Source organism: Streptomyces sp. NPDC002476 (assembly GCF_042889785.1).
Lineage (GTDB): Bacteria > Actinomycetota > Actinomycetes > Streptomycetales > Streptomycetaceae > Streptomyces.
On record NZ_JBIARH010000011.1, the window covers coordinates 157,466 to 181,588 of the forward strand.

Below are 24,123 nucleotides of genomic sequence, written 5' to 3' on the forward strand. Positions count from 1 at the left end.
GCCCGTGCACTCGGCAGCGCCCGTGCGCTCGGCAGGGCCCGTGCGCTCAGCCGGCCGTGCGCGGGATCCGCTTCTCCCAGGTGCGGTGGAAGACGACCTCGCCGCCGTCCCGGCACACCACCTCGTCGGACGTGATGAAGTCGGTGGCGTCCGCGCTGATCTCGGAGCGGGTCTCGATCCGCACGTCCCAGGCCATCTCGGGCCGGTGCAGCCGGATCGACCAGTCGGAACGGGTGCGCGCCGAGAGCGGGTCGTCCTCCTGGATCGTGTACGTCTCCAGGGCGTCCTCGGTGAACTCCAGACCGTCCGGGTAGACGCGGGTGCCGCCGTAGCGCGGGTCGACCTCCAGCCGCCACTCGCCCGTGGCGATGTCGCGCACCACCAGGCGCTCGGGGCGCTGCTGCCCGTCCAGCTGCACCGGCTGGACGACGCCCAGCGGCGGGGACTGTTCCGGTTCCTCGAACCGGATCTCCGGGTCCTCGGTGTGCCGGCGCACTGGCAGTTCGAGGAAGCTGCCGTCGGCGTCCAGGGTGAAGCCCACCGACCCCGGCTGCGGCCAGATCCACGGCCAGTACGCGGAGGAGACCGCGAGCCTGATCCGGTGGCCGGGCGGGAAGGTGTGGCCGATGCCGTTCAGCTCGAAGCCCACGTCCTCGGTCGCCCCGGCCGGCCACTCCACCGCGCGGTCGCGGCCCTGCCGGGCGGAGAGGTTGAGCGCGCCGCGGGTGACCAGCGTGGACGAGCCGTCCGGGGCCACGTCGCAGAGCCGGGCGATCGCCTGCCCGCGCGGCGCGTCCATGCGCAGGCGCAGCCTCACCCGCGGCCGGCCCAGGATCTCGATCGGGGCGTCCTCGACCGGGAACTCGAAGCACACCGACGCGGCGTCCTCGTCGCGCTGGTCCGGCGGCAGGTCGGCGTCGTTGCCGAACGGGAAGAACCGTCCCGCGTCCAGCCCGGTGCGCTGCGGCGAGTCGACGATCCGCGGGCCGCCCCGGAGGGCGTAGGCGACGGTCGACACGTTCGGGGACGGCCAGACGCCGTCGCCGACCCAGCGGCCCGGCAGCGTCTCGTACGTGGTGGCGGGCCGGTGCGACTGGCTGATCCAGGACCGCAGCAGCGGCTCGGCCATGACACCGGTGTCCTCGCCCTTGAGGTGCTGGTCCCACCAGCGCAGCGTCTCCTGGAGGAAGCCGATCGCCGGTCCGGGCGGCAGCCCCCGGTCCGGGTACTGGTGCGACCAGGGGCCGATCAGCCCGCGCACCCGGTCCTGCGGCAGGTGCTCGACCAGCCGCAGCACGGTGTCGCGGTACGGGTCGTGCCAGCCGCCCACCGCGAGGACGGGCGCCCGGATCGCGGAGTAGTCCTCGCAGACGCTGCCGTGCTTCCAGTAGTCGTCGCGGGTCTGGTGCGCCAGCCAGGTGTGGATGAACGGCTCGACGCCCTCCAGCCGCTTCAGCCACATGTCCTTCCAGCCCTCGCCGACCTGCGCCGGGTCCGGGGGCCGGCAGACGAAGGCCAGCATGGTCGCCGCCCAGGCGTGCATGTCGACGCCGAGGACCGAGCCGCCCATGTAGTGCACGTCGTTGTCATAGCGGTCGTCGGTCGAGCAGACGGTGACGACCGCCTTCAGCGGCTCGGGGGCCAGGGCGGCGATCTGGAGCGAGTTGAACCCGCCCCAGGAGATGCCGAACATGCCGACCCGGCCGGAGCACCACTCCTGCTGGGCCAGCCAGTGGACGACGGCGACGCCGTCGGCCAGCTCCTTCGCGTCGTACTCGTCGCCCGGCATCCCCTCGCTGTTGCCGTGGCCGCGCACGTCCACCCGGACGGAGGCGTAGCCGTGGCCCGCGTACCAGGGGTGGCGCTGCCAGTCGCGCGGGGCCGTCCAGTCGCTCAGCCGGTACGGCAGGTATTCGAGGAGCGCGGGGACCGGCTCGTCGGTGACCGGCCGCCAGATCCGGGCGTAGAGCCGGGTGCCGTCCGGCAGCGGGATATGGACGTCCTCATGGGTGGTGTCGTACGGGAACGTGGTGCGGATGTGCATGGCGGTACCTCGGTCGACGGGGCGCGTGGCGCGTCGGTGGACGGGGGCGCGCGTGGTCTGTGCGTCGGCGCGCGGGGCGCGTGCGGTGGTCAGCGGACGGGGTGCATGGTGCGCCTGAGCCAGGGGGCGGCGGCGATGACGGCCACCCCGGCCACCACCGCGATCGCGCCGTTGACACCGAAGTAGGCGGGGGTGGAGACCTCGCCGTACAACTTCACGACCTGGGCCTGGATGCCGTTGGCCAGGGCCAGCGAGAGGAACCAGAGCGCCATCGTCTGACCGGAGAACGCCTTGGGTGCGAGTTTCGTGGTCGCCGACATGCCGGAGGTCTCCAGCAGGATGTCGCCGAGCCCGAGCAGCAGGTACGAGCCGACGATCCACCAGGCGGCCATCCGGTACGTGTCGCCGGAGTGGCCGGACGTCGGCAGCACCATCACCAGGAACGACAGCCCGCCGAGGATCACGCCTATCGCGATCTTGTTGGAGGCGTGCGGCTGGCGGGGCCCCATCCGGGCCCAGACGGTGGCGACCACCGGGGCGAGCGCGACCTCGAACGCGCCGAGCGCGGAGGCGTACCAGCCGGCCGGGAAGTGGAAGCCCAGGATCTCGGTACGCGCGTTGGTCGACGCGAGCAGCATCATCGTCGAGTACGCCTGGAAGAGGATGAAGTTGAACACGACGGAGGCCAGGAACAGCACCACGTACGGGCGCAGCCTGCCGCGCTCCTCGGCGGTGACCCGCGGGCTGCGGAACATCACCACGAAGTACACGACCGGGGCGATCACCGAGACGAGGGTGAGCACGTCGACGAACCGGCCCATGGTGAGCCAACCCGCCAGGGACAGCGCGGTGGCGAGGGCGGCGACGACGACCGCGCCGGCCGCGATCAGCCGTACGGCGCGCCGCATGGCCTGCGGCGCCAGCGCGAATTCGGCGCCGTGCTTTCGGCCGATCAGGTGACGCCGGCCCAGCACGTACTGGATCAGGCCGAGCGTCATGCCGATGGCGGCGGCGGAGAAACCCCAGTGCCAGCTCGCGTGGTCGCCGAGCCAGCCGGTGACCAGCGGGCCCAGGAACGCGCCGATGTTGATGCCCATGTAGTACAGGGCGAACCCGGCGTCCCGGCGCTCGTCGTCGGTGCGGTACAGCTTGCCGACCATGGACGCCACATTGGGCTTGAGCAGACCCGTCCCGGCGCTGATCAGACCGAGGCCGGTCCAGGTCATGGCGTCGGAGGGCACCGCCATGGCGTAATGCCCGCAGGCGATGAGGATCCCGCCGTACAGCACGGCCCGGTACGAGCCGAGAATCCGGTCGGCCAGCCAGCCGCCGGCCACGGAGACCAGGTAGACCAGGGTGCCGTAGGCGGCCGAGACGGACGCCGCCGTGCCCGCCTCCATGCCCATGCCGCCCCGGGCGACGGTGTCCGCGAAGTACAGGACCAGGATCGCCTGCATGCCCAGGAACGAGAATCGCTCCCAGACCTCCAGGCCGGAGAGTGTCATCAGCCCCCGTGGCTGGCCGAAAAAGGCATGGTCGCCGCTGGGCGGGGACTGAGTCGGTTCGGTATCGGTTGTCGTGCGAGACAAAGGGAGTACTCCTGATCGTATGAGCTGATCTCGAACATACCGGCGGTGGCGGGAAGCCGCCCACGTTGATCCAAAGGGGACCGGATACGCTGAGTTGAGTGATGGCAGCGACACATCGACATTCCGTGTGATCGTCAGCAGACAGGAGATCCCCTCGTGACCGTCGTCGGGCCGTTCGGACTGAGCGTGCGGGACCACGCTCTTGAGGCCGATGTCCAGGCCGGATTGGCTGCTGTCGAGTCCGGGCTGCTCGATGCCACCAAGAGCGGCGTGCCCTTCATCACGGAGGCCGCGCAGCATCTCGTACGTGCCGGGGGCAAGCGTTTCCGGCCACTACTGGCGATGCTCGCCTCCCAGTTCGGGGACCCGGACGCGCCGGGCGTGGTGCCCGCCGCCGTCGTCGTGGAGCTGACCCATCTCGCGACGCTCTACCACGACGACGTGATGGACGAGGCGGACGTGCGGCGCGGCGTCGACAGCGCCAACAGCCGCTGGGGCAATTCGGTGGCCGTGCTGACCGGCGACTTCCTCTTCGCCCGTGCCTCGCACATACTGGCCGACCTCGGACCGGAGGCCGTGCGCATCCAGGCGCAGGCGTTCGAGCGGCTGGTCACCGGCCAGATCCTGGAGACCGCGGGCCCGGACGGCCGCGACCCGGTGGAGCACTACCTGGACGTGATGCGCGGCAAGACCGGCTCGCTGATCGCCGTGGCCTGCCGGTTCGGTGCGCTGATGGCCGGTGCGGACGAGCCGGCCGTCGACATCCTCACCCAGTACGGGGAGCGGCTCGGCGTGGCCTTCCAGCTCGCCGACGACGTGCTCGACATCGCCTCCGACTCCCACGAGTCCGGCAAGACCCCCGGAACCGACCTGCGCGAGGGCATCCCCACCCTGCCGGTGCTCCATCTGCGGGCCCGGGCGGAGGCCGAGGGCAGGCCGGAGGACCTGGAGCTGGTCGAACTCCTCGACGGCGACCTGGGCGACGACGCCCGGCACGCCGAGGTGCTGCGCAGGCTGCGCGCCCACCCGGCGCTGGAGCAGGCCCGGCGGGACACCGTCCGGTACGCGGAGGAGGCACGCCGCACGCTGGCCCCGCTGCCCGACTGCTATGCGAAGGCCGCGCTGGCGGAGATGTGCGACGCGGTGGTGCACCGCGCGGGCTGATGGCCGGGATGTGACAGGGCGCGCGACGGGGTGATGCACCGAGCGCCAGGACCACTGCCTGTACCGGGGCGCGGGCCGAGCGCCGGGGCACGGCCTTCCCCGTGCCGAGCGCCGTGGCGCACCGCGCGCCCGCGGGCGCGTATGTCTTTGGTCATTGACTGCCCCTACGGGGTCGGGCGGGGTCGGTGCGAGCCCTGTCATACCGAAGAGGTAGGCGGAGTTGCTTCCACGGGCTGACGCCTTCGCGCCGTCGATTTGGTCGGATGGAGCACATCCACTCCTGAACGAATCGGGTGAGAATGGCGGCGCGGAGTGGACGCGTGCATCCGGACGGAAGCCGCCGATCACGGAGGTAGGGCATACATGGCACCGAACGACAACGCCGCGACCGAGGGCGGGGCGGCGGACACCACGGTCCGCCGCAAGGCGGCACGCTACATCGTCCCGGTCGCGGTGGCGGGGGTGGCGGCCGCGACGATCGGGCTGGTCCCGGCACTCGCGAGCACGGGTGACCCCGATCTGCCGGAGATCACCGCACAGCAGCTCATCGAGAAGATCGCCGCGTCGGACACCCAGCAGCTCTCCGGCACGGTGCGGATCAGCACGGACCTCGGCCTTCCCTCGCTCGGCGGCCTGGCCGGCTCCTTCGCCCAGGGCGGCGGGACCGGCGGCAAGGGCGGTTCGAGCGCCGATCCGCAGGAGAAGCTGACGGAGCTGGCGTCCGGCACGCACACCCTGCGGATCGCCGCCGACGGCCCCGACCGGCAGCGGGTCTCCATCCTGGAGGACGCGGCGGAGTACAGCCTGATCCGCAACGGCGACGAGGTCTGGGCGTACGACAGCGGCAGCAACCAGGCGTACCACGCCGAGGAGAAGCGCGGCGCGGCGGACGGGAAGGGCGCCGCGGGCGAGCACGGGCGTCGGGCCCCGGCTCCCGGTTCCACCGTGCCGACCACGCCGAAGGCGCTCGCCGAGGAGGTCCTGAAGGCGGCCGGCCCCACCACATCGGTGACGGTCGACGGCACGGCACGGGTCGCCGGGCGGGACGCGTACAAGCTGGTCGTCAAGCCGAAGCAGAGCGGTTCCACGGTCGGCTCGGTCACGGTCGCGGTCGACGCGAAGAACGGCGTGCCGCTCAAGTTCACCCTGCTGCCGAGCGGCGGCGGCAAGGCCGTCGTCGACGCCGGGTTCACTCAGGTCGACTTCGCGAAGCCGGCCGCCTCCTCGTTCACGTTCACCCCGCCCAAGGGCACCGAGGTGACCGAGGCGGACGACGCGAAGGCGCAGCGGAAGGCCGACGGGCCCCTGGGCCTCGGCATCCTCCCGGGCGCCGGCGTACCCGGTGCCGGTGCCGAGGGCACCGACGGGATCGAGGGCGCCGAGGGGTTCAAGGAGCCGAAGGTCATCGGTGAGGGCTGGAACGCGATCGCCGAGATCAGCGTTCCCGGCGGCACCGGGCTTCCTTCGAAGGCGTCGGGCGACGACATGCCGCCCGAGGCGCAGCAGTTCCTGGACGCGCTGGGCGACAAGGTCTCCGGCAAGTTCGGCTCGGGCACGGTCTTCAAGACCCGCCTGGTCAACGCGCTGATGACCGAGAACGGCAAGGTGTACGTCGGCGCGGTCACGCCGGCCGCCCTGGTCGAGGCGGCCAACGGCGCCTCCTGAGAGCCTGTCGGGTGGCCTCGGACCGGAAAGCGGACGCGGCTTGGTGCGTGTGATGCCAAGGCGCCTATATGTCCTGGTAGCGGCGCTACCGGGGCATATGGGCAACGCCGGAAGCGTGCGTGCCAGGGCGTGGCCGCCCGGTCAGAGGTCACCCGACAGTCTCTGAGCCGCGGGGCGCGGCGCGCCGCCCCCGTCGTCGTTCACCGTTCACCCGCCCCGTCGTACGCTCCGTACGGCGGGGCGGTCCTTCCGTACGGGCCCGTTCGCACATCCGGGGCCGTCCGGTCCCGGTCCGCCGGTCCCGGTCGGCCCGACCGAGGGGAGCACGCATGACACGGCCCGGAAACACGCCCGAGCCGGGCCCGGTCATCGAGACACGGGGCCTCACCAAGCGCTACGGCGGCGGCAGGCCCGCCGTCGACGGCCTCGACCTCGCCGTCCCCGCGGGCAGCGTCTTCGGCTTCCTCGGTCCGAACGGCTCCGGCAAGACCACGACGATCCGGATGCTGATGGGCCTGATCGAGCCGACGTCCGGCACCGCCCAGGTGCTCGGCCGGGCCATGCCGGGCGCGGCCCGTACGGTGCTTCCGCAGGTCGGGGCGCTGATCGAGGGGCCCGCGCTGTACGGCTTCCTGAGCGGCCGGGACAATCTGCTGCGCTACGACTCCGCCGACCCGACCGCCGATCCGCGCACCCGCAGGGCCCGGGTCGGACAGGCCCTGGACCGGGTCGGGCTGGCCCCGGCGGCGGGGAAGAAGGCCAGGGCGTACTCGCTCGGCATGAAACAGCGCCTCGGTCTCGCGGCCGCCCTGCTCCGGCCGCGCCGTCTGCTCGTCCTCGACGAGCCGACCAACGGCCTCGACCCGCAGGGCATGCGCGAGATCCGCACCCTGGTCAGGGAACTGGCGGCGGACGGCACCACGGTCTTCCTCTCCTCCCACCTCCTGGACGAGATCGAGCAGGTCTGCACGCACGCCGCGGTGATGGCCGGCGGGCGGCTGGTCACGCAGGGCCCGGTCGCGGAGCTGGCGGCGGGTGCCCGGGGCCGGCTGGCCGTCACGAGCCCCGACCCGGACGAGGCCGCCCGTGTCCTGAAGGAACGGGCCCTCACCGGCATCGCCGTCGACGGCGAGCGGGTGAGCGCCGACGCGCCGCCGGGGGACGTCGAACTCGCGGACCTCAACGCGGCGCTGGTGCGTGCCGGTGTGCGCGTGCGGTCGTTCGGCGTCGAACGGGCGTCGCTGGAGGACGCCTTCGTCGCACTCACCGGAGAGGGATTCGATGTCGTGGGCTGAAACAGGAACCGTACGCGCCGGAGCGGCAGAGGCCACCGGAGCGGCAGAGGCCACCGGAGCGGGTGAGGCCGCCGGGGTCGGGGAGACCACCGGGGTGAACGGGACCACCGGGACGACCGGGGCGGCGAACGGGGCGGGCGGAGCCACCGGGGCGAACGGGGCGCGCGGGCGGCTGTGGACGCTCGGACTCCTCCGTTCCGAACTGACCATCACCTTCCGCCGATGGCGCACCCTGGCCCTGCTCGGGGTGCTGGCCGCCGTTCCCGTACTGATCGGGATCGCGGTGCGAATCGAGACCGGCCACGGTTCCTCACCCGGGCCGGGCGACGGCGCGGGAGGGCCCGCGTTCCTCTCCCAGGTCACCAACAACGGCCTCTTCCTGGTCTTCGCCGCCCTCGCCGTGACGCTCCCGGTCTTCCTGCCGATGGCCGTCGGGGTCGTCGCGGGCGACTCGGTCGCCGGGGAGGCGGGCGCGGGCACGCTGCGCTATCTGCTGGTCGCCCCGGCGGGCCGGACCCGCCTGCTGCTGACGAAATACGCCTCCGTCCTCGCGTTCTGCCTGGTCGCGACCCTGGTCGTGGCGCTCTCGGCACTCGCCACGGGTGCCCTGCTCTTCCCCGTCGGCGATGTCACCACCATCTCGGGGACCCGGATCGGCTTCGGCGAGGGGCTCCTGAGGGCGGGGCTGATCGCGTTGGCGGTCGCGGCCTCGCTGGTCGGTTTCGCGGCGCTCGGGGTGTTCGTGTCGACCCTCACCGGCAGCGGAATCGCGGCCATGGCCACGACCGTGGGCCTGCTGATCACCGTGCAGATCGTCGACACGATCCCGCAGTTGAGCGGCATCCATCCGTATCTCTTCCCGCACTACTGGATGTCGTACGCCGACCTGCTGCGCGCACCCGTCTACTGGGACGAGTTGGTCAAGAACCTGGGCCTTCAGGGCTTGTACGCGGTGGTGTTCGGCTCGGCGGCCTGGGCCCGTTTCACGGCGAAGGACGTCACGTCCTGACGCATGGTGCGTCGAGTGCGCGTCATGGGTCACAGAACACCGCCCCGCGCCGTCGGCCGGGCGAGCCGTCCCCCGATCGGCTCGTCGCGGCGCGAACGGTGCGAACGGTGCGAACAGCGGGAACGATGCGACACGGCACGTTCCGTTTCCGCCTCAGCATTGTTCGACTTGTGGCGACGGGCTGTCAACAAGGGCGGGTGCGAACGCACCTATGCTCACCGAATGATCACATCGCCGAGTTCACTGCGTCGCAGCGAGAGATCACGACGGGCGATCCTGGAAGCCGCGCTCGAACTGTGCACGGAGAAGGGGTACGGCCGTGTCACCATCGAGGCGATCGCGGCCAGAGCGGGTGTCAGCAAGAAGACGATCTATCGCTGGTGGCCCGCGAAGAGCGCGGTGATCCTGGAGGCGTTCACCGACGCCCTGGTCGGCACCACGCCGTTCGTCGACACCGGGGACATCGCCGCCGACCTGCGGGAGAACCTGATGGGAGCGGTGCGGCTGCTGTCCACGCCGCCCTTCGGCCCCGCGTACGCCGGGATACTGTCCGAGGTCCATCACGACGACGCCCTGGCGGAGACGGTCAGGGCGAAGCTGGTCGACCCCCGCTTCGAGGAGGCGGTCGCCCGTCTGCGCCGCGCCCAGGCGCAGGGCCAGATCCCGGCCGACGCCGATCTGCCGCTGGCGGTGGAGATGCTGTACGCGCCGGTGTACTGCCGCCATGTGCTGCGCAAGCCGGTGCCGGACGAGGAGACGGTCGCGGCCCTGGTCACGCAGGTGCTGCGGGCGTTGGGGGCGCGGGCGCCGGAGGGGGTCCGGGTGCCGGAAGGCGTCGGGATACCGGAGGGCGTCGGCTGCCCGCAGACCACCGGGCCCCGGTAGTCCAGCCCGGCGAGGAGCCGCCGTACGCCGGGCACCGGCCGTTCGGTGGCCACGAGGTGCCGGGCCCCGGCGCGGGTGCGGGGACAGGGCCCCGGGCGCGGGCCCCGGCGCCCGCCCCGGGGGCCGGGGCCGGTGAAACCGTCCGCTCGCGGAAACCGCTTACCCTGGTTACATGACCGTGACCGAGCCGGCGAAGGAGCCCTCGGGACTGGTTCTCCATACGCCGGAGGGCCGTCCCTACCGCTTCGATCCCGGCGCCCTGTGCCTGGAACTGCTGCCCACCGGCGGGTGCGCGCGGTATGCGGCGTACGAGGGGCTGCGCGCCCCTGCCGACCTGGTGCGCTGGGCGGGCGAATGCCGGCTGCCGGGCGGGCTGTCGCCGGAGGTGAGCCCGGAGGAACTGCGCCGGGCGCACGCGCTGCGCGCCGCTCTGTGGGAGCTGGCGGCCGCCCGCGCGCACGGCCGTCCGCTCGACCCGGGCGCGCTCGCCACGGTCAATGCGGCGGCGTCCGAACCGCCGCTCGTCCCTCGTGTCGACGCCGCGTCCGGCGCCTTCGCGTGGGCCCCGGGCGCGACCGGAACGGCCCTGCTGTCGACCGTGGCGCGGGACGCCGTGGAGCTGTTCACCGGCCCGTACGCCGACCGCGTGCGCGAATGCGGATCGGATCGTTGTGCGTTGGTCTTCGTCGACACCTCGCGCCCGGGCCGACGGCGCTGGTGCGCGATGGAGCGCTGCGGAAACCTCCACAAGGTACGCGCCCACCGCGCCCGGCACGCCACCACCGGCTGAGCGGCCGCGTCGGCGCCGTGCCCGGCCGAGCGGCACGGCTCCCCGGCCGCGTCGGCGCCGTGCCTGGCCGAGCGGCACGGCTCCCCGGCCGAGCGGCTGTGGTGCGCCCGGTGATCGCGCCCGGACCCCTGACCGACCGGACGGCCGCCGGCCGCTTCCACGCCCCGGCCCAGCCGGGGCGCCGCTCAGCCCCGGTCGCCGCGACGCGTCGTGCGGAGGCCGCCGCCCCCGACGGCCCAGGCGACGGCCAGGAGACCGGTCGTGGTGAACGCGAGACCCGCGTGGGAGAGCCCGGGGCGACCGGCTCCCGAGGTGCTCGGCACCAGGAGGCCCCCGTCCCTGGCCACGGACGCCGGGAAGCTCGGGACCCCGGAGCTTCGCGGGGCCTCCCCGGCGCCCGCCGCGAGCACGACGGTGCTCATCGGGCCGTCGGTGTACGCGGCGGCGAAGAGGGCGCGCGCGGGGTCGGCGACGAGCGCGGGCGCGGGGACGCGTGTGGGCGCCGGGGAGGCTGTCCGGTTCCCCGGCGTCCGGGCGTGGTGCGAACGGCCGTCCTGGAGGCGGGGCCCCGGACCGCCCGGTTCGCGGCCGGACGGCCGGGCCCGCTCCGTGCCGTCGGCCGCGTGTGCCGTGGGCGAGGCTTGGCCGACGAGGAACGACAGCGTGGACAGGGTCGCGACGACGGTACGCAGGAGCACGCGGACGGCCCCGGACATGCGCGTGGATCGGCTCATGGCATGTCAGAAGAATATAAACGGCTGGTAGTTCAGCGATGCCTCACCGTGACGCCTCCAAAGCCCGCCTGAATGCCGTACGGAACACTGTGCGGAATGCAGTAGGCCCGCCCCCGGCGGTGTCAGGCGTCCGGTCCGGCGCCGACGACGCGGTCCAGGTAGTCGCCGACGGCACGGCCGTCCTCCGCGGGCGCGATCAGCCCGATGTGGTTGTCCGGACGCACCAGGACGAGGGTGTCCCGTTCGATGCCGTACGCCGAACGGGCGTGGCCCGCCACGTCGTTCAGGCCGTGCCGTGCCCCCGCGTCGACCCCGGTCGCCCGCAGCAGGTCGCCGTGGTCCGCCTCCGCCGCGCGCAGCGCCTGCGCCGTACCGGGACCGAAGCCCAGCAGGGTGAAGTGCGGCCCGGCGAACACCTCGAAGAGGCGCGTCGGCGCACCCGTCGCGATGTCGAGGCAGGGGGCGTCCGGGGCCCGGTCGCCCGCCCGCGGGCCGGAGGCCGGTTCGGTGGCCGGTCCGGTGACCGGGTCCACGGGGGAGTGCGCGGGGCGGCGGGTGTCGTGGGAGAGCGGGCTCCAGGGGTAGCCGCCGTCCGGTCCCAGGCCCATGGTCTCCGGGGTGACCACCGCGTCCAGGCCGCCGCCCGGTTCCTCGATCGCGTCGAGCACGGTCCGCAACCGCTCGGCCGTCAGGCCCAGCGTCCACGCGGCCACCGGCAGCCGCTCCTCCTCGTACGTGTCCAGCAGACCGGGGGCCGCCCGCCCGGCGACGACCAGGGCGAGCTTCCAGCCCAGGTTGAACGCGTCCTGGATCCCGGTGTTCATGCCCAGCCCGCCCGCGATGGGATGCACGTGCGCGGCGTCCCCCGCCAGCAGTGCCCGGCCCACCCGGTAGCGGTCGGCCATGCGCTCGTTGACCCGGTACGTGGACAGCAGCTCGGCCCGCGACATGCGGTCGCCCGGCAGTCCGGTGTGCTTGGTCAGGAGGCGGCGGAAGCTCTCCAGCGAGGGCGGTACGGGGGTGCCCGCCGCGTCCCGCTCCGGACCCGCCTGGAACCACCAGCCCGACTCTGTGCCCGGGATCGGGCACAGCATCACGGCGCCGTCCTCGTCGAACCACTGGTGCCAGACGCCGCGGTCGAGGCCGTCCACCGTGACGTCCCCGCAGACCATCGCCTGATCCTCGGACGTCCTCCCCTCGAACGTGACGCCCAGCATCTTGCGCACCGGGCTGTGGCCGCCGTCGCAGCCCACCACGTAACGCGCCCCGATGTTCCGGCCGTCGGCGAGCTCGACGGTCACCGAGTCGGCGTGCCGGGTCAGCCCGACCGCCTCCGACCCGAGTTCCACACGGACGCCGTACTCCGCGAGGCGGTCGCGGAGGATCTCCTCCAGCCGCCACTGGGCGATGAGCCACGGACGGTCGTACGGGGTGCCGGGCGCCGGTCGCGACGCCCCGTACGGGTCGGTGTCGGCGACCGGCAGCCCGTTCCGGTACGTGCGCATCGGCAGTGGCGCCGAACCGGCCGCCAGCACCCGGTCCACCACCCCCAGGTCCGCCAGCACCTCCAGGGAGCGGGGATTGGGGCCCTTCGCCCGTGAACTGCGCGGGAAGTCCGGCGACTTGTCGATGATGCGTACGCCGACGGAACGGCGGGCCAGATCGCAGGCGAGGGTCAGGCCGGTCGGGCCCGAACCGATGATCAGTACCTGGGTGACGGGTGCGGCTGGGGGCACGCGGGCTCCTCGGTCAGGCGTTCGTGGACGCGTTCGCGGACAACGCCCAGCAAAACGTAACCGAGTTAAAAAAGCAACCGGGTAACCTTTGTGTTACCCGGTCATGGTGCCGGGGTCGTGGCGGAGGGCGGGGCGGGGTCCCCGGCCGGCGGCGGGGCCGACGGGGAGGGCTGCGCCGTCGTCCGCGCCAGGGTCCGGGCCGCCTCGGCCCTCGTCCGCCGCGCCGTCCGGAGCGCGTCCCATGTCAGCAGGGTGAGGGCCAGCCAGACCAGGGCGAACCCGGCCCATCGCTCCGGCGGCATCTCCTCGTGGAAGTACAGGATGCCCAGCACGAACTGGAACACCGGCGCCAGGTACTGCAACAGGCCCAGTGTGGACAGCGGCACGCGGATCGCCGCCGCCCCGAACAGGACGAGCGGTGTGGCCGTGACGACACCGGTCGCGGCCAGCAGCGCCGCGTGGCCGGGCCCCTCGGAGCCGAACGTCGACTCGCCGCGCGCGCCCAGCCAGAGCAGATAGCCGAGGGCGGGCAGGAACAGCACGGCGGTCTCGGCGGCGAGCGATTCCAGCCCGCCCATGGCGACCTTCTTCTTCACCAGGCCGTAGATCGCGAAAGAGAACGCCAGCGCCAGCGAGATCCACGGCGGCCGCCCGTACCCGATCGCCAGCACCAGCACCGCCGCCGCGCCGGTCCCCACCGCGACCCACTGCGCGGGGCGCAGCCGCTCGCCCAGCAGCAGGACGCCCATGGCGATGGTGACCAGCGGGTTGATGAAGTAGCCCAGTGACGCCTCGACGACCTGACCGTTGTTCACGGCCCAGATGTAGAGGCCCCAGTTGACCGTGATCACGGCCGCCGCGGCCGTGATCAGGCCGAGCTTCCGCGGCTGCCGTATCAGCTCGCCCATCCAGGACCAGCGGCGCAGCACCAACAGCGCGATGCCGACGACCCCGAGGGACCAGACCATGCGGTGGGCGAGGATCTCGATCGCGCCCGCAGGCTTCAGCAGCGGCCAGAACAGCGGGACAACGCCCCACAGTCCGTAGGCGCCGATGCCGGACAGCAGTCCGGCCCGTTGTTCGTTCGTTCCCTTCGTGGACCCCGCGGACCCTATGGACCCCACCGACCTCACGGCTCCTCCCGGCATGTCTGGGTCGGGCGCTGCGCCGACCGCACGACGGTATCGCCGCCGGACGCCCTGCGTCATGACCGTATGACGATACGGCCATGACGCAGGGGTCTCCGCCCGGTGGGTGGGGTTACGCCCCGGCCCCGGCGTCCGTCCCGGCGACCGCCGCGCTGTCCGTTCCGGCGACCGCCGCGGCGACCGCCGCGGCGATCGTCTCGGCGAGAGGCGTCGTCGGGCGACCGATCAGCCCTGACACCGAGGGCGGCGAGCGGGGCCGCCTTCTCCTCGCTCCGGACGACGACGGCGACCCGGGAGGCGAACGGGCTCGCCGCCCTCTCCCCGCGCCCCGGCCGCTCCGCACGGTCGTCGTTCGTCAGTCCGGCTGGGGTGCGCGCCCTTCCTCCAACCGCCGCAGCGCCCACGACACGTCGAACGGCAGGATCGTCACCGCCACGTGCGGCAGCCGCGCCAGGGTCTTCGCCATCTGCTCGCCCGTGCCCCGGTGCAGCAGCTTGCCCAGTACATTGCGGTACGTCCGCCGGGGCACCAGCACCGTCAGCCAGGTCTGCCCGTCCTCCGTCGTGCGGGAGGCGAGCTGCAGCATCGCGTGCCGCAGCCGCCGGTCCGGGCACGCCACCAGCTCCAGCGGCACGGAGGTGGCGGACGTCGCTCCCCACCGGGTGGCCAGCCGCCGGCCGTACGCCTCGTCGATCGCGAAATGCACCGCCCGGATCTCGTCCGGGTGCAGCTCACGGGCGTATCGCAGCGCCTTCAGCGTCGCCAGGTCCAGCGACTCGACGAGGACCAGGACCAGATGGCGGCGGTACCGCTCCCGGCCGATGCCCGGGGGCGGGAAGTTCTGCAACGCGGCCGCCTCGCGCCGGTACTCGCGGTTGATCCGCATCAACGCCCACACGCCCAGCGGGAAGACGACCACGACCAGCCAGGCGCCCTCGGTGAACTTGGTGATCGCGAAGATCAGCACCACCGCGGCCGAGACGCCCGCGGCCAGGACGTTGACGGCGATCTTCAGCCGCCGGTACGGCTCGCGACGACGCAGGTGGTACGCGGCGAGCCCGGACCCGGCCATGGCGAACGCGGTGAACACGCCGATCGCGTACAGCGCCACCAACCGGTCCACGCTGGCGCCGGTGACCAGCAGCAGCGCGAGCGAGACCACGGCCAGCGAGATGATGCCGTTGGAGAACGCCAGCCGGTGCCCGCGCCGGGTCAGCTGCCGGGGCAGGAAGCGGTCCTTGGCGACGAAACTGGCGAGGTACGGGAAGCCGGTGAACGGGGTGTTGGCGCCGGTGTACAGCACCAGTGCGGTCGCCAGCTGCACGAAGACCAGCCCGGCCGTGCCCAGCGGGCCGTCGCCGAAGGCCAGATGGGCCTCCTGCGCGATGACGGTCGGCGTGCCGTCCACGTACGGCACGGCATGGGTGAAGTGCGCCATCGTGGACACCCCCAGCACCAGGACGCCCAGGATCAGGCTCATGGCGATCAGGGTGCGGCGGGCGTTACGGCCCTGCGGTTGGCGGAAGGTGGAGATGCCGTTGGAGATCGCCTCCAGCCCGGTCAGCGACGAACCCCCGTTGGCGAACGAGCGCAGCACGATGAAGAGCGAGGCCCCGTACAGCCAGCCGTCGCCCGGGGTGCCGACCGGCACCACGCCCTCGGCGCTCAGATCTGCGTGCGGCAGTCCGCCCGTGAGCCCGCGCACCGTCCCGACCAGCAGGATCAGACCGACCGCCGACATGAAGAGATAGGCGGGCAGCGCGAAGGCCCGGCCCGCCTCCCGGACCCCGCGCAGGTTTCCGTACGCCAGGATCACGATCACGGTGGCGGACACCGGCAGTTGGAGGTGGTCCAGGCCGGTGAAGTCGTTGCCGACCAGATGCGCGAGCGAGATCAGGGCGTTGGTGCCGGCCGAGACCTGTACGGCGACGGTGACGATGTAGTCGACGAGCAGGGCCACGGCGGCGATCTGCGCCACGTCCGGCCCGAAGTTCTCCCGCGCGACGACGTACGAACCACCCGCGCGGGTGTAGATCATCACGACATCGCTGTAACAGAGCGTCAGCAGCACCAGGACGAACAGGATCGCACTGGTCACCGGCATGAGCAGGGTGAACGCGGCCGCGCCGACGACGGGCACGAGGACCCGGAGCATCTCCTCGGAGCCGTACGCGGACGAACTGATGCAGTCGGAGGCGAGCACCCCGAGCGCCGTCCGGTTGTTCAGCTTCTCCTCGCTGATGCGCTCGGTGGTGAGCGGCCGGCCGAGCAGACGCCGCTTGATGCGGTACGCGGGACGGTCGAACGTGGGACGGTCGTAGGCCGGACGGTCCGAGGTCATGGCCACATGGTGGGGGCCCGGACGCCGGTCCACCGGTACGCAAACGCCGGACGGGCCGGAATTTCAGCCCGTCCGGCGGTCGCGGACGCTCATGACCGGCAGTCAGCCGACGACGGTCCAGGTGTCGTTGCCCGCGAGGAGCGCGGAGAGGTCCCCCTTGCCGTGTCGTTCGACGGCGGCGTCGAGCTGTTCGGCCATCTGCGTGTCGTAGACCGGCCGGTCGACGCTGCGCAGCACCCCGATGGGGGTCTGGTGCAGGGTGTCGGCGTCGGCCAGCCGGGAGAGCGCGAAGGCGGTGGTCGGGGACGCGGCATGCGCGTCGTGGACCAGGACGCGGTCCCGGTTGCCGTCCGTCACCTCGACGACCTCCAGATCCCCGGTGGCGGGGTCGCGGACGACGCCCTTGGAGTCGTCTGCGCCGAAGAGGATGGGCCGGCCGTGTTCGAGGCGGATCACGGCGTCCTGGGCGCGGTCCTTGTCCTTGAGGGCTTCGAAGGCGCCGTCGTTGAAGATGTTGCAGTTCTGGTAGATCTCCACCAGCGCGGTGCCGGGGTGGTCCGCCGCGGCGCGCAGCACGCTCGTGAGGTGCTTGCGGTCGGAGTCGATGGTGCGGGCGACGAACGAAGCCTCCGCGCCCAGGGCCAGCGACACCGGGTTGAACGGGGTGTCGAGGGAGCCCATCGGCGTCGACTTGGTGATCTTGCCGGTCTCGGAGGTGGGGGAGTACTGGCCCTTGGTCAGCCCGTAGATCCGGTTGTTGAAGAGGAGGATCTTGAGGTTGACGTTGCGCCGCAGGGCGTGGATGAGGTGGTTGCCGCCGATGGAGAGGGCGTCGCCGTCGCCGGTGACGACCCAGACGGACAGGTCGCGGCGGGAGGTCGCGAGTCCGGTGGCGATGGCGGGGGCGCGGCCGTGGATGGAGTGCATCCCGTAGGTGTTCATGTAGTACGGGAAGCGGGAGGAGCAGCCGATGCCGGAGACGAAGACGATGTTCTCCTTGGCCAGGCCCAGCTCGGGCATGAAGCCCTGGACGGCGGCGAGGACGGCGTAGTCGCCGCAGCCGGGGCACCAGCGCACTTCCTGGTCGGACTTGAAGTCCTTCATGGACTGCTTGGCCTCGGCCTTGGGCACCAGTTGGAGGAGGTGGTTGGTGTCAGGCATCGATGGCCTCCTTGAGGGCCGTCGCGAGCTGTTCGGCCTTGAACGGCATTCCGTTGACCTGGGTGTGGCTGCGGGCGTCGACGAGGTACTTGGCCCGGACGAGGGTGGCGAGCTGGCCGAGGTTCATCTCGGGCACGATCACCTTGTCGTAGCGGGCCAGGACCTCGCCGAGGTTGTGGGGGAAGGGGTTGAGGTGGCGCAGGTGGGCCTGGGCGATGGGGTGGCCCTCGGTGCGCAGGCGGCGGACGGCGGCGGTGATGGGGCCGTAGGTGGAGCCCCAGCCCAGGACCAGGGTGCGCGCGCCGTCCGGGTCGTCGACCTCGACGTCGGGGACATGGATGCCCGCGGTCTTGGCCTGGCGGGTGCGGACCATGTGGTCGTGGTTGGCGGGGTCGTAGGAGATGTTGCCGGTGCCGTCCTGTTTCTCGATGCCGCCGATGCGGTGTTCGAGACCGGGGGTGCCGGGCACCGCCCAGGGCCGGGCCAGGGTCTGCTCGTCGCGTTTGTAGGGCCAGAAGACCTCGGTGCCGTCGGCCAGGGTGTGGTTGGGGCCGGTGGCGAACCGGACCCGCAGGTCGGGGAGCTCATCGGGTTCGGGGATCTTCCACGGCTCGGACCCGTTGGCGAGGTAGCCGTCGGAGAGGAGGAAGACGGGGGTGCGGTAGGTCAGGGCGATCCGGGCGGCGTCCAGGGCGGCGTCGAAGCAGTCCGCCGGGGTGCGCGGGGCCACGACCGGTACCGGGGCCTCGCCGTTGCGGCCGTACATGGCCTGGAGGAGGTCGGCCTGCTCGGTCTTGGTCGGCAGGCCGGTCGACGGCCCGCCGCGCTGGATGTCCACGATCACCAGCGGCAGCTCCAGGGACACCGCGAGGCCGATGGTCTCCGACTTCAGCGCCACACCGGGGCCGGAGGTGGTGGTCACGGCCAGTGAGCCGCCGAACGCGGCGCCGAGGGCGGCGCCGATGCCGGCGATCTCGTCCTCGGCCTGGAAGGTGCGCACACCGAAGTTCTTGTGCTTGCTCAGCTCGTGGAGGATGTCGGAGGCCGGGGTGATCGGGTACGAGCCCAGGTAGAGCGGCAGATCCGCCTGCCGGGCCGCGGCGATCAGCCCGTACGACAGGGCCAGGTTTCCCGAGATGTTGCGGTACGTACCCGCCGGGAACGCGCGGGTGGCGGGCGCGACCTCGTAGGAGACGGCGAAGTCCTCGGTGGTCTCGCCGAAGTTCCAGCCCGCCCGGAACGCGGCCACGTTCGCCTCCGCGATCTGCGGCTTCTTCGCGAACTTGGCCCGCAGGAAAGCTTCGGTGTTCTCGGTCGGGCGGTGGTACATCCAGGAGAGCAGGCCCAGGGCGAACATGTTCTTGGAGCGTTCGGCCTCCTTGCGGGAGAGCCCGAACTCCTTGAGCGCCTCGATGGTGAGCGTGGTCAGCGGCACCGGGTGGACGCTGTAGCCGTCCAGCGAGCCGTCCTCCAGGGGGTTGCTGTCGTAGCCGACCTTCGCCATCGGGCGCTTGGTGAACTCGTCGGTGTTGACGATGATCTCGGCGCCGCGCGGCACGTCCTCGATGTTCGCCTTCAGCGCGGCCGGATTCATCGCGACGAGGACGTTCGGGGCGTCGCCGGGGGTGAGGATGTCGTGGTCCGCGAAGTGGAGCTGGAACGACGAGACGCCCGGCAGGGTCCCGGCAGGAGCCCGGATCTCGGCGGGGAAGTTCGGCAGCGTCGACAGATCGTTCCCGAACGATGCCGTCTCCGACGTGAAACGGTCACCCGTGAGCTGCATACCGTCACCCGAGTCACCCGCGAACCGGATGATCACACGATCGAGGCGACGGACTTCCTTGTCCCCGGCGCCCGCGTGACCGGTGCCGGTGGCACGCTGCTCCCCGACGAGCGGCTCGTCGGCCTCATCGGCCTGTCCGGCTGGGCTACTGACCTGGCTGGTCACTGAACTGGACCTCCCTCACGGCGGCTCGGGACCGGTCGGCCCGCCGACGGTCCCGAGGCCCACCCTACGACGGTAAGGGTCGCCTTCCCTGGACCGGTCACATGGTGAACATGGTCATGAGACGCGATTCCGTGCCGTTTTGTCATGTTTCGCGAACCCCCCAAATCGTTCGACGAAGACGCTGTGCGTTCATTCTTTGGTTGTAGGACCCCCGCTGGCGGGACTCCTGCCCGGGGGGCGGTGAATCCCGCCCCGATGCGACGAATACCTGACAGAGTGTCAGCCCATCAGGAGTTCAGATAGGTCAGCACGGCCAGCACCCGGCGGTGATCCCCCTCACTGGGGGACAGGCCCAGCTTCAGGAAGATGTTGCTGACGTGCTTCTCCACGGCCCCGTCGCTCACCACCAGCTGCCTGGCCACCGCGGAGTTCGTGCGTCCCTCGGCCATCAGACCGAGCACCTCCCGCTCGCGCGGCGTCAGCCCGGCCAGGACGTCCTGCTTGCGGCTCCGGCCCAGCAGCTGCGCCACCACCTCCGGGTCCAGCGCCGTGCCGCCCCGCGCCACCCGGACCACCGCGTCCACGAACTCGCGGACCTCCGCGACACGGTCCTTGAGCAGATAACCGACACCTCGGCTGGAACCGGCCAGCAGCTCGGTCGCGTACCGCTCCTCGACATACTGCGAGAGGACCAGGACCCCGATTCCCGGGTACTCCTTGCGCAGCCGCACGGCCGCCCGGACCCCCTCGTCCGTGTGGGTCGGCGGCATCCGTACGTCGGCGACCACCACGTCGGGCAGCGCGTCCTGACCGGCGAGATCGCGCACCGTCTTGATCAACGCCTCGGCGTCGCCCACACCCGCGACGACCTCGTGCCCGAGATCGGTCAGCAGCCGGGTGAGCCCTTCGCGGAGCAGCACCGAATCCTCGGCGATGACCACCCGCACCCTGTCCTCCACCATGACTTCCTGTTCCCCCACTGATCGCCGGTCCCGCACGTCGCCGTCGGTCCCGTGCTCTCTTCGCCGGTCCCGCACATCGCCTGCCGGTTCCGTACCGCCTGCCGGTCCCGCGCCGTTCGCGGGCCGGTCCGTACGGCGTTCAGCATCCCAGTATCGCCGTGCTCGGTATTCGCCGTGTTCGCGGTTTCGTGCGCCCGGCCGCCTCACAGGCTTGATTTCAGGCCCGCACGGCGGCCGGGAGCAGGGGATGCGAAGGCCGTGGTGCGGGAGCACGGGATACGGAGGGGCGTACGACGGGATTGCTCCCCAGGTCGTCAGGACGGGATACGGAGGGCGTGCGCGGGGGCACGGCGTGCGGAGGCCCGTGGCGCGGGGGGTGTGCGCCACGGGCCTCCGCACGCGGGCCGCTGTCGCCCCCAGGCCACTGGTGCGTGCGGACCGCTACGAACGGATTCAGCCACGCCAGGGCAGCTCGGCCGTGATCCGCGTCGGACCGCCCGCGGGTGAGTCCACGACGAGCACCCCGTCCACCGCGTCCAGCCGTTCGGCCAGACCGGCGAGCCCGCTGCCCGAGGAGGGATCGGCGCCGCCGCGGCCGTCGTCGGTGACCTGGAGCATCAGGCGGTTCCCGGCCCGCCACACGTCGACGGACGCGGAGCGGGCGCCGCTGTGCTTGCTGATGTTCTGCAGCAGCTCCGACACGGTGAAGTAGGCGATGCCCTCGATGGCCTGGGCGGGCCGGGACGCCAGGTCGACCTCCACGGTGACGGGGACGGTGCAGCGGGAGGCGATGGAGGAGAGTGCGGCGTCGAGTCCGCGGTCGGTGAGGACGGCGGGGTGGATGCCTCGGGCGAGGTCGCGGAGTTCTTGGAGGGCGGTTTTCACTTCGCCGTGGGCTTCGTCGACCATGCGGGCGGCGGCCTGGGGGTCGTGGGTGAGTTTTTCCTTGGCGAGGCCGAGGTCCATGGCGAGGGCGACGAGGCGGGCCTGTGCGCCGTCGTGGAGGTCGCGTTCGATGCGGCGCAGGTCGGCGGCGGCGGTGTCCACGACCACCCCCCGGTCCGACTCCAGCTCGCTGACGCGGGTGGCCAGCCGGGACGGACCGAGCAGCCCCGCCACCATCAGCCGGTCCACACTCGCCAGACCGCGGATGAGCCACGGCGTGAACAGGACGAGGACCAGACCGCACACACTCGTCGCGGCCAGTTCGAAGGGGGAGTCGAGGTAGACCTGGTGCTGGTCGTCGCCGTACAGCTGGATGCCGACGGTACCCGCGTACCTTGGGAACACCCACTGCCACAGCGGGTAGGTGAAGACGGCCCACCCGGTCACCCAGAACGCCAGCGAGACGGTACCGGCGAATATCGCCCACGGGAGGTGCAGCAGCATGTAGAGCAGGTGGCGCCAGGACGCCCCGCTCTTGAGGACCGCGCCGACCCAGGACATCAGGCTGCCGGTCTTGCCACGCACCGGCTCCGGGTCCGCGACGTCCAGGTGCAGCAGGCCGCGCGCCCGGACTCGCTCGAACGCGCCGAAGCCCCGGCACATGGCCAGCGCGCCGGCGAGGATCGGCACCCCGAGGAAGGTGATCAGCGTTCCGATCCCCGCAGCCGTGAAACCGACCGCGAAGGCGAACAGGACCGGGCTGATCAGCAGGCTCAGCGACAGATGGCCGAGCTCCCGCAGCGTCCTGCCCTCGAAGGGCGCGCGCAGCACCGGGGGCAGGAAGTGCCGCACCGGGGCGTGGTCCCCGAAGCCGGCTCCGGACCGCTGGTGGTCCCTGGAGTCAGGTCCGTATGCCGTGGCCATGGATGGTGTCCGTTTCTTCTCGTTCTGCTCGGCGGTCTGCGGTCTGCGGTCTGCGGTCTGCGGTCTGGGGTCTGGGGTCTGCGGTCTGGGGCCGGGGGCCGGGGGCCTGCCGGGGTTGGCGTATTCGGGCGGTCCGCCGGGGTGGCAGGCCGGCGGCACAGGCGCTCGTGGCCGTGGTTCCGGTGGCTGTGGTCGTTCTCGTGGCCGTAGTCCAAGAGTGCTGGGCCGAGGGCGCGCCCACCATGAGGGCGGTATCCCTCTTCGGACGGGGGTTTTCCCCACCCCCGAGGGATGCCGGCCATGACGGCGCGGAGGACCGGCCCCGTGGTGACCGGTCCTCCGTGTCGCCTCCGACCATGGGCGCGCAGGGAGCGCGCCGTGAACGCGCCGAGGGCGCCCGGCGCATTCACCCGAGCCCGGACGCGTTCAGACGAGTTCAAGTGCGTTCAGACGAGTTCAATGCGTTCAGGCGCGTTCAGGCGCGTTCAGGCGCGCTCGGCGGACGCTGCCGCGCCGCCCCGGCCGCGACCACCCCGGCCCTGCTCCTCTTCACGGTTCCGCCAGGGCAGCTCCGCGGTGACCGTCGTGGGGCCGCCCACCGGTGAGTCGAGGACGAACAGCCCGTCGACGGCGCCCAGCCGTTCGGCCAGCCCGGCCATGCCCGTACCGCCGTCCAGCCGCGCGCCGCCGCGGCCGTCGTCGGTGACCTGGAGCATGAGCCGCTTCCCGGCCCGCCACACCTCGACCGACGCCGTTCGGGCCCCGCTGTGCTTGCTGATGTTCTGCAGCAGCTCCGAGACCGTGAAGTAGGCGATGCCCTCGATCGCCGCCGCCGGGCGCGCGGGCAGATCCACCGAGACCGTGACGGGGACGGTGCAGCGGGAGGCGATGGAGGAGAGTGCGGCGTCGAGTCCGCGGTCGGTGAGGACGGCGGGGTGGATGCCTCGGGCGAGGTCGCGGAGTTCTTGGAGGGCGGTTTTCACTTCGCCGTGGGCTTCGTCGACCATGCGGGCGGCGGCCTGGGGGTCGTGGGTGAGTTTTTCCTTGGCGAGGCCGAGGTCCATGGCGAGGGCGACGAGGCGGGCCTGTGCGCCGTCGTGGAGGTCGCGTTCGATGCGGCGCAGGTCGGCGGCGGCGGTGTCCACGACCACCCCCCGGTCCGACTCCAGCTCCGCGATCCGCCGCTCCAGCTCGTCCGAGGGCGACAGCAGCCCGCGGGCCATCATCCGGTCCGCGTTGGTGAGGAACCGCGTGATGAAGGGGAGCGCCGGCCACAGCAGGAAGAAGCTCACACACGTCACGACGAAGGTGAGCACCCCCCAAGGCAGCCGGATGAAGGAGTACAGCACCGCCCGCCAGCCCACCGGATCCTTGAGGCTCGACCACAGCCACGGGAAGAACCCCTGTTCCGTGCGGGACAGCACCACCGGGCTGGGCTCGTCGATGTGCACCCCGAGCATCGCCCGCGCCCGGGCCCGCTCGGCCCTGCCGATCAGTCGCGCCCCGTGCAGACCGGCGGCGAGCAGCGGCAGCCCGACCACCGTGACCGAGAACCCCACACCGACCCCGATCATGAACACCGCGTAAACAAATCCGGCCACGGTCATGGGGAGGTTCGCCAGGAGGTACGCGATCTCCTTCCACGTCCACCGGTCGAGGGCGAGGCGGGCGGGCGGCGGAACATCGTCGGCGGGCACCAGGGGGCTCATGGTCATGCCCCCAGCCTGCCGGGCGGGGGCCGCGCATGCCATGGGGCTCATGGGTGGCGTGAAGTAGGGATAACCCCACCCGTTCTCCGACGCGGCTGCTCACCTCCCTTCAGGGCGTGTTTCGAAGGTCCCGT

18 protein-coding genes are annotated in these 24,123 nt (G+C 72.0%); 6 read left to right on the plus strand and 12 right to left on the minus strand.

From position 1 onward, the window contains the following. Positions 1–46: 46 nt before the first annotated feature. Entirely contained in the window at positions 47–2,044 is a 1,998-nt protein-coding gene (locus tag ACFYXM_RS15965) for a CocE/NonD family hydrolase (protein ID WP_389289709.1), read from the minus strand. Positions 2,045–2,133: 89 nt separating this feature from the next. Next, positions 2,134–3,633, minus strand: coding sequence for a peptide MFS transporter (locus ACFYXM_RS15970; RefSeq protein ID WP_389289711.1), 1,500 nt, complete (start codon positions 3,631–3,633; stop codon positions 2,134–2,136). A 156-nt stretch (positions 3,634–3,789) separates the two neighbouring features. Between ACFYXM_RS15970 and ACFYXM_RS15975 the strand changes: the two genes are divergently transcribed. The 6 genes from ACFYXM_RS15975 (at position 3,790) to ACFYXM_RS16000 (ending at position 10,441) form a co-directional block, all read left to right on the plus strand. Further along, complete coding sequence (locus ACFYXM_RS15975) at positions 3,790–4,797, plus strand: polyprenyl synthetase family protein (RefSeq protein ID WP_389289713.1); 1,008 nt, start codon at positions 3,790–3,792, stop codon at positions 4,795–4,797. A 363-nt stretch (positions 4,798–5,160) separates the two neighbouring features. Then, positions 5,161–6,462, plus strand: a complete 1,302-nt coding sequence (locus ACFYXM_RS15980) for an outer membrane lipoprotein carrier protein LolA (protein ID WP_389289715.1) — start codon at positions 5,161–5,163, stop codon at positions 6,460–6,462. A gap of 329 nt (positions 6,463–6,791) precedes the next feature. Continuing rightward, on the plus strand, positions 6,792–7,757 hold the full coding sequence (locus tag ACFYXM_RS15985; protein WP_389289717.1) for an ABC transporter ATP-binding protein: 966 nt from the start codon (positions 6,792–6,794) through the stop codon (positions 7,755–7,757). Further along, a complete protein-coding gene (locus ACFYXM_RS15990; protein ID WP_389289718.1) occupies positions 7,744–8,766 on the plus strand; it encodes an ABC transporter permease in 1,023 nt (340 codons plus the stop codon). The genes ACFYXM_RS15985 and ACFYXM_RS15990 overlap by 14 nt, the downstream gene beginning before the upstream one ends. Before the next feature lie 222 nt (positions 8,767–8,988). Then, a complete protein-coding gene (locus ACFYXM_RS15995) occupies positions 8,989–9,651 on the plus strand; it encodes a TetR/AcrR family transcriptional regulator (protein WP_389289719.1) in 663 nt (220 codons plus the stop codon). Positions 9,652–9,823: 172 nt separating this feature from the next. Beyond that, positions 9,824–10,441 carry a CGNR zinc finger domain-containing protein gene (locus ACFYXM_RS16000; protein ID WP_389289721.1) on the plus strand — a complete coding sequence of 206 codons (618 nt, stop codon included), beginning with the start codon at positions 9,824–9,826 and terminating at the stop codon, positions 10,439–10,441. A 185-nt stretch (positions 10,442–10,626) separates the two neighbouring features. Here the strand turns inward: ACFYXM_RS16000 and ACFYXM_RS16005 are convergent, their stop codons facing one another. The 10 genes from ACFYXM_RS16005 to ACFYXM_RS16050 all read right to left on the minus strand — a co-directional run bounded on the left by ACFYXM_RS16005 (position 10,627) and on the right by ACFYXM_RS16050 (position 23,995). Beyond that, positions 10,627–11,175, minus strand: coding sequence for a hypothetical protein (locus ACFYXM_RS16005; RefSeq protein ID WP_389289723.1), 549 nt, complete (start codon positions 11,173–11,175; stop codon positions 10,627–10,629). Between the two features lie 122 nt (positions 11,176–11,297). Then, positions 11,298–12,911 (minus strand): FAD-dependent monooxygenase, encoded by a 1,614-nt coding sequence (locus ACFYXM_RS16010; protein WP_389289725.1) that lies wholly within the window; start codon positions 12,909–12,911, stop codon positions 11,298–11,300. A gap of 101 nt (positions 12,912–13,012) precedes the next feature. Continuing rightward, positions 13,013–14,059: an EamA family transporter RarD gene (gene rarD / locus ACFYXM_RS16015; protein ID WP_389289726.1), complete on the minus strand. Its 1,047-nt coding sequence runs from the start codon at positions 14,057–14,059 to the stop codon at positions 13,013–13,015. A 112-nt stretch (positions 14,060–14,171) separates the two neighbouring features. Beyond that, positions 14,172–14,297, minus strand: a complete 126-nt coding sequence (locus ACFYXM_RS16020) for a hypothetical protein (RefSeq protein WP_389289728.1) — start codon at positions 14,295–14,297, stop codon at positions 14,172–14,174. Between the two features lie 117 nt (positions 14,298–14,414). Beyond that, positions 14,415–16,400, minus strand: coding sequence for an APC family permease (locus tag ACFYXM_RS16025; protein WP_389289730.1), 1,986 nt, complete (start codon positions 16,398–16,400; stop codon positions 14,415–14,417). Positions 16,401–16,502: 102 nt separating this feature from the next. Then, complete coding sequence (locus ACFYXM_RS16030; protein ID WP_389289732.1) at positions 16,503–17,561, minus strand: 2-oxoacid:ferredoxin oxidoreductase subunit beta; 1,059 nt, start codon at positions 17,559–17,561, stop codon at positions 16,503–16,505. Next, positions 17,554–19,509, minus strand: coding sequence for a 2-oxoacid:acceptor oxidoreductase subunit alpha (locus ACFYXM_RS16035; protein ID WP_389289733.1), 1,956 nt, complete (start codon positions 19,507–19,509; stop codon positions 17,554–17,556). Before ACFYXM_RS16035 ends, ACFYXM_RS16030 begins: the two co-directional genes overlap by 8 nt. Before the next feature lie 287 nt (positions 19,510–19,796). Beyond that, the gene (locus ACFYXM_RS16040; protein WP_389289735.1) at positions 19,797–20,471 is read right to left on the minus strand and encodes a LuxR C-terminal-related transcriptional regulator; all 675 of its coding nucleotides are present in this window, start codon (positions 20,469–20,471) and stop codon (positions 19,797–19,799) included. Between the two features lie 453 nt (positions 20,472–20,924). Beyond that, entirely contained in the window at positions 20,925–22,280 is a 1,356-nt protein-coding gene (locus tag ACFYXM_RS16045; protein WP_389289736.1) for a sensor histidine kinase, read from the minus strand. A 485-nt stretch (positions 22,281–22,765) separates the two neighbouring features. After that, positions 22,766–23,995, minus strand: a complete 1,230-nt coding sequence (locus ACFYXM_RS16050; RefSeq protein ID WP_389289738.1) for a sensor histidine kinase — start codon at positions 23,993–23,995, stop codon at positions 22,766–22,768. Positions 23,996–24,123: the final 128 nt, after the last annotated feature.

Coding starts and splice junctions, on each gene's coding strand:
- ACFYXM_RS15965 (WP_389289709.1), bottom strand. CDS start 2,044: ATGCACATCCGCACCACGTTCCCGTACGACACCACCCATGAGGACGTC.
- ACFYXM_RS15980 (WP_389289715.1), top strand. CDS start 5,161: ATGGCACCGAACGACAACGCCGCGACCGAGGGCGGGGCGGCGGACACC.
- ACFYXM_RS15985 (WP_389289717.1), top strand. CDS start 6,792: ATGACACGGCCCGGAAACACGCCCGAGCCGGGCCCGGTCATCGAGACA.
- ACFYXM_RS15990 (WP_389289718.1), top strand. CDS start 7,744: ATGTCGTGGGCTGAAACAGGAACCGTACGCGCCGGAGCGGCAGAGGCC.
- ACFYXM_RS15995 (WP_389289719.1), top strand. CDS start 8,989: ATGATCACATCGCCGAGTTCACTGCGTCGCAGCGAGAGATCACGACGG.
- ACFYXM_RS16000 (WP_389289721.1), top strand. CDS start 9,824: ATGACCGTGACCGAGCCGGCGAAGGAGCCCTCGGGACTGGTTCTCCAT.
- ACFYXM_RS16005 (WP_389289723.1), bottom strand. CDS start 11,175: ATGAGCCGATCCACGCGCATGTCCGGGGCCGTCCGCGTGCTCCTGCGT.
- rarD (WP_389289726.1), bottom strand. CDS start 14,059: ATGCCGGGAGGAGCCGTGAGGTCGGTGGGGTCCATAGGGTCCGCGGGG.
- ACFYXM_RS16025 (WP_389289730.1), bottom strand. CDS start 16,400: ATGACCTCGGACCGTCCGGCCTACGACCGTCCCACGTTCGACCGTCCC.
- ACFYXM_RS16030 (WP_389289732.1), bottom strand. CDS start 17,561: ATGCCTGACACCAACCACCTCCTCCAACTGGTGCCCAAGGCCGAGGCC.
- ACFYXM_RS16040 (WP_389289735.1), bottom strand. CDS start 20,471: ATGGTGGAGGACAGGGTGCGGGTGGTCATCGCCGAGGATTCGGTGCTG.
- ACFYXM_RS16045 (WP_389289736.1), bottom strand. CDS start 22,280: ATGGCCACGGCATACGGACCTGACTCCAGGGACCACCAGCGGTCCGGA.
- ACFYXM_RS16050 (WP_389289738.1), bottom strand. CDS start 23,995: ATGACCATGAGCCCCCTGGTGCCCGCCGACGATGTTCCGCCGCCCGCC.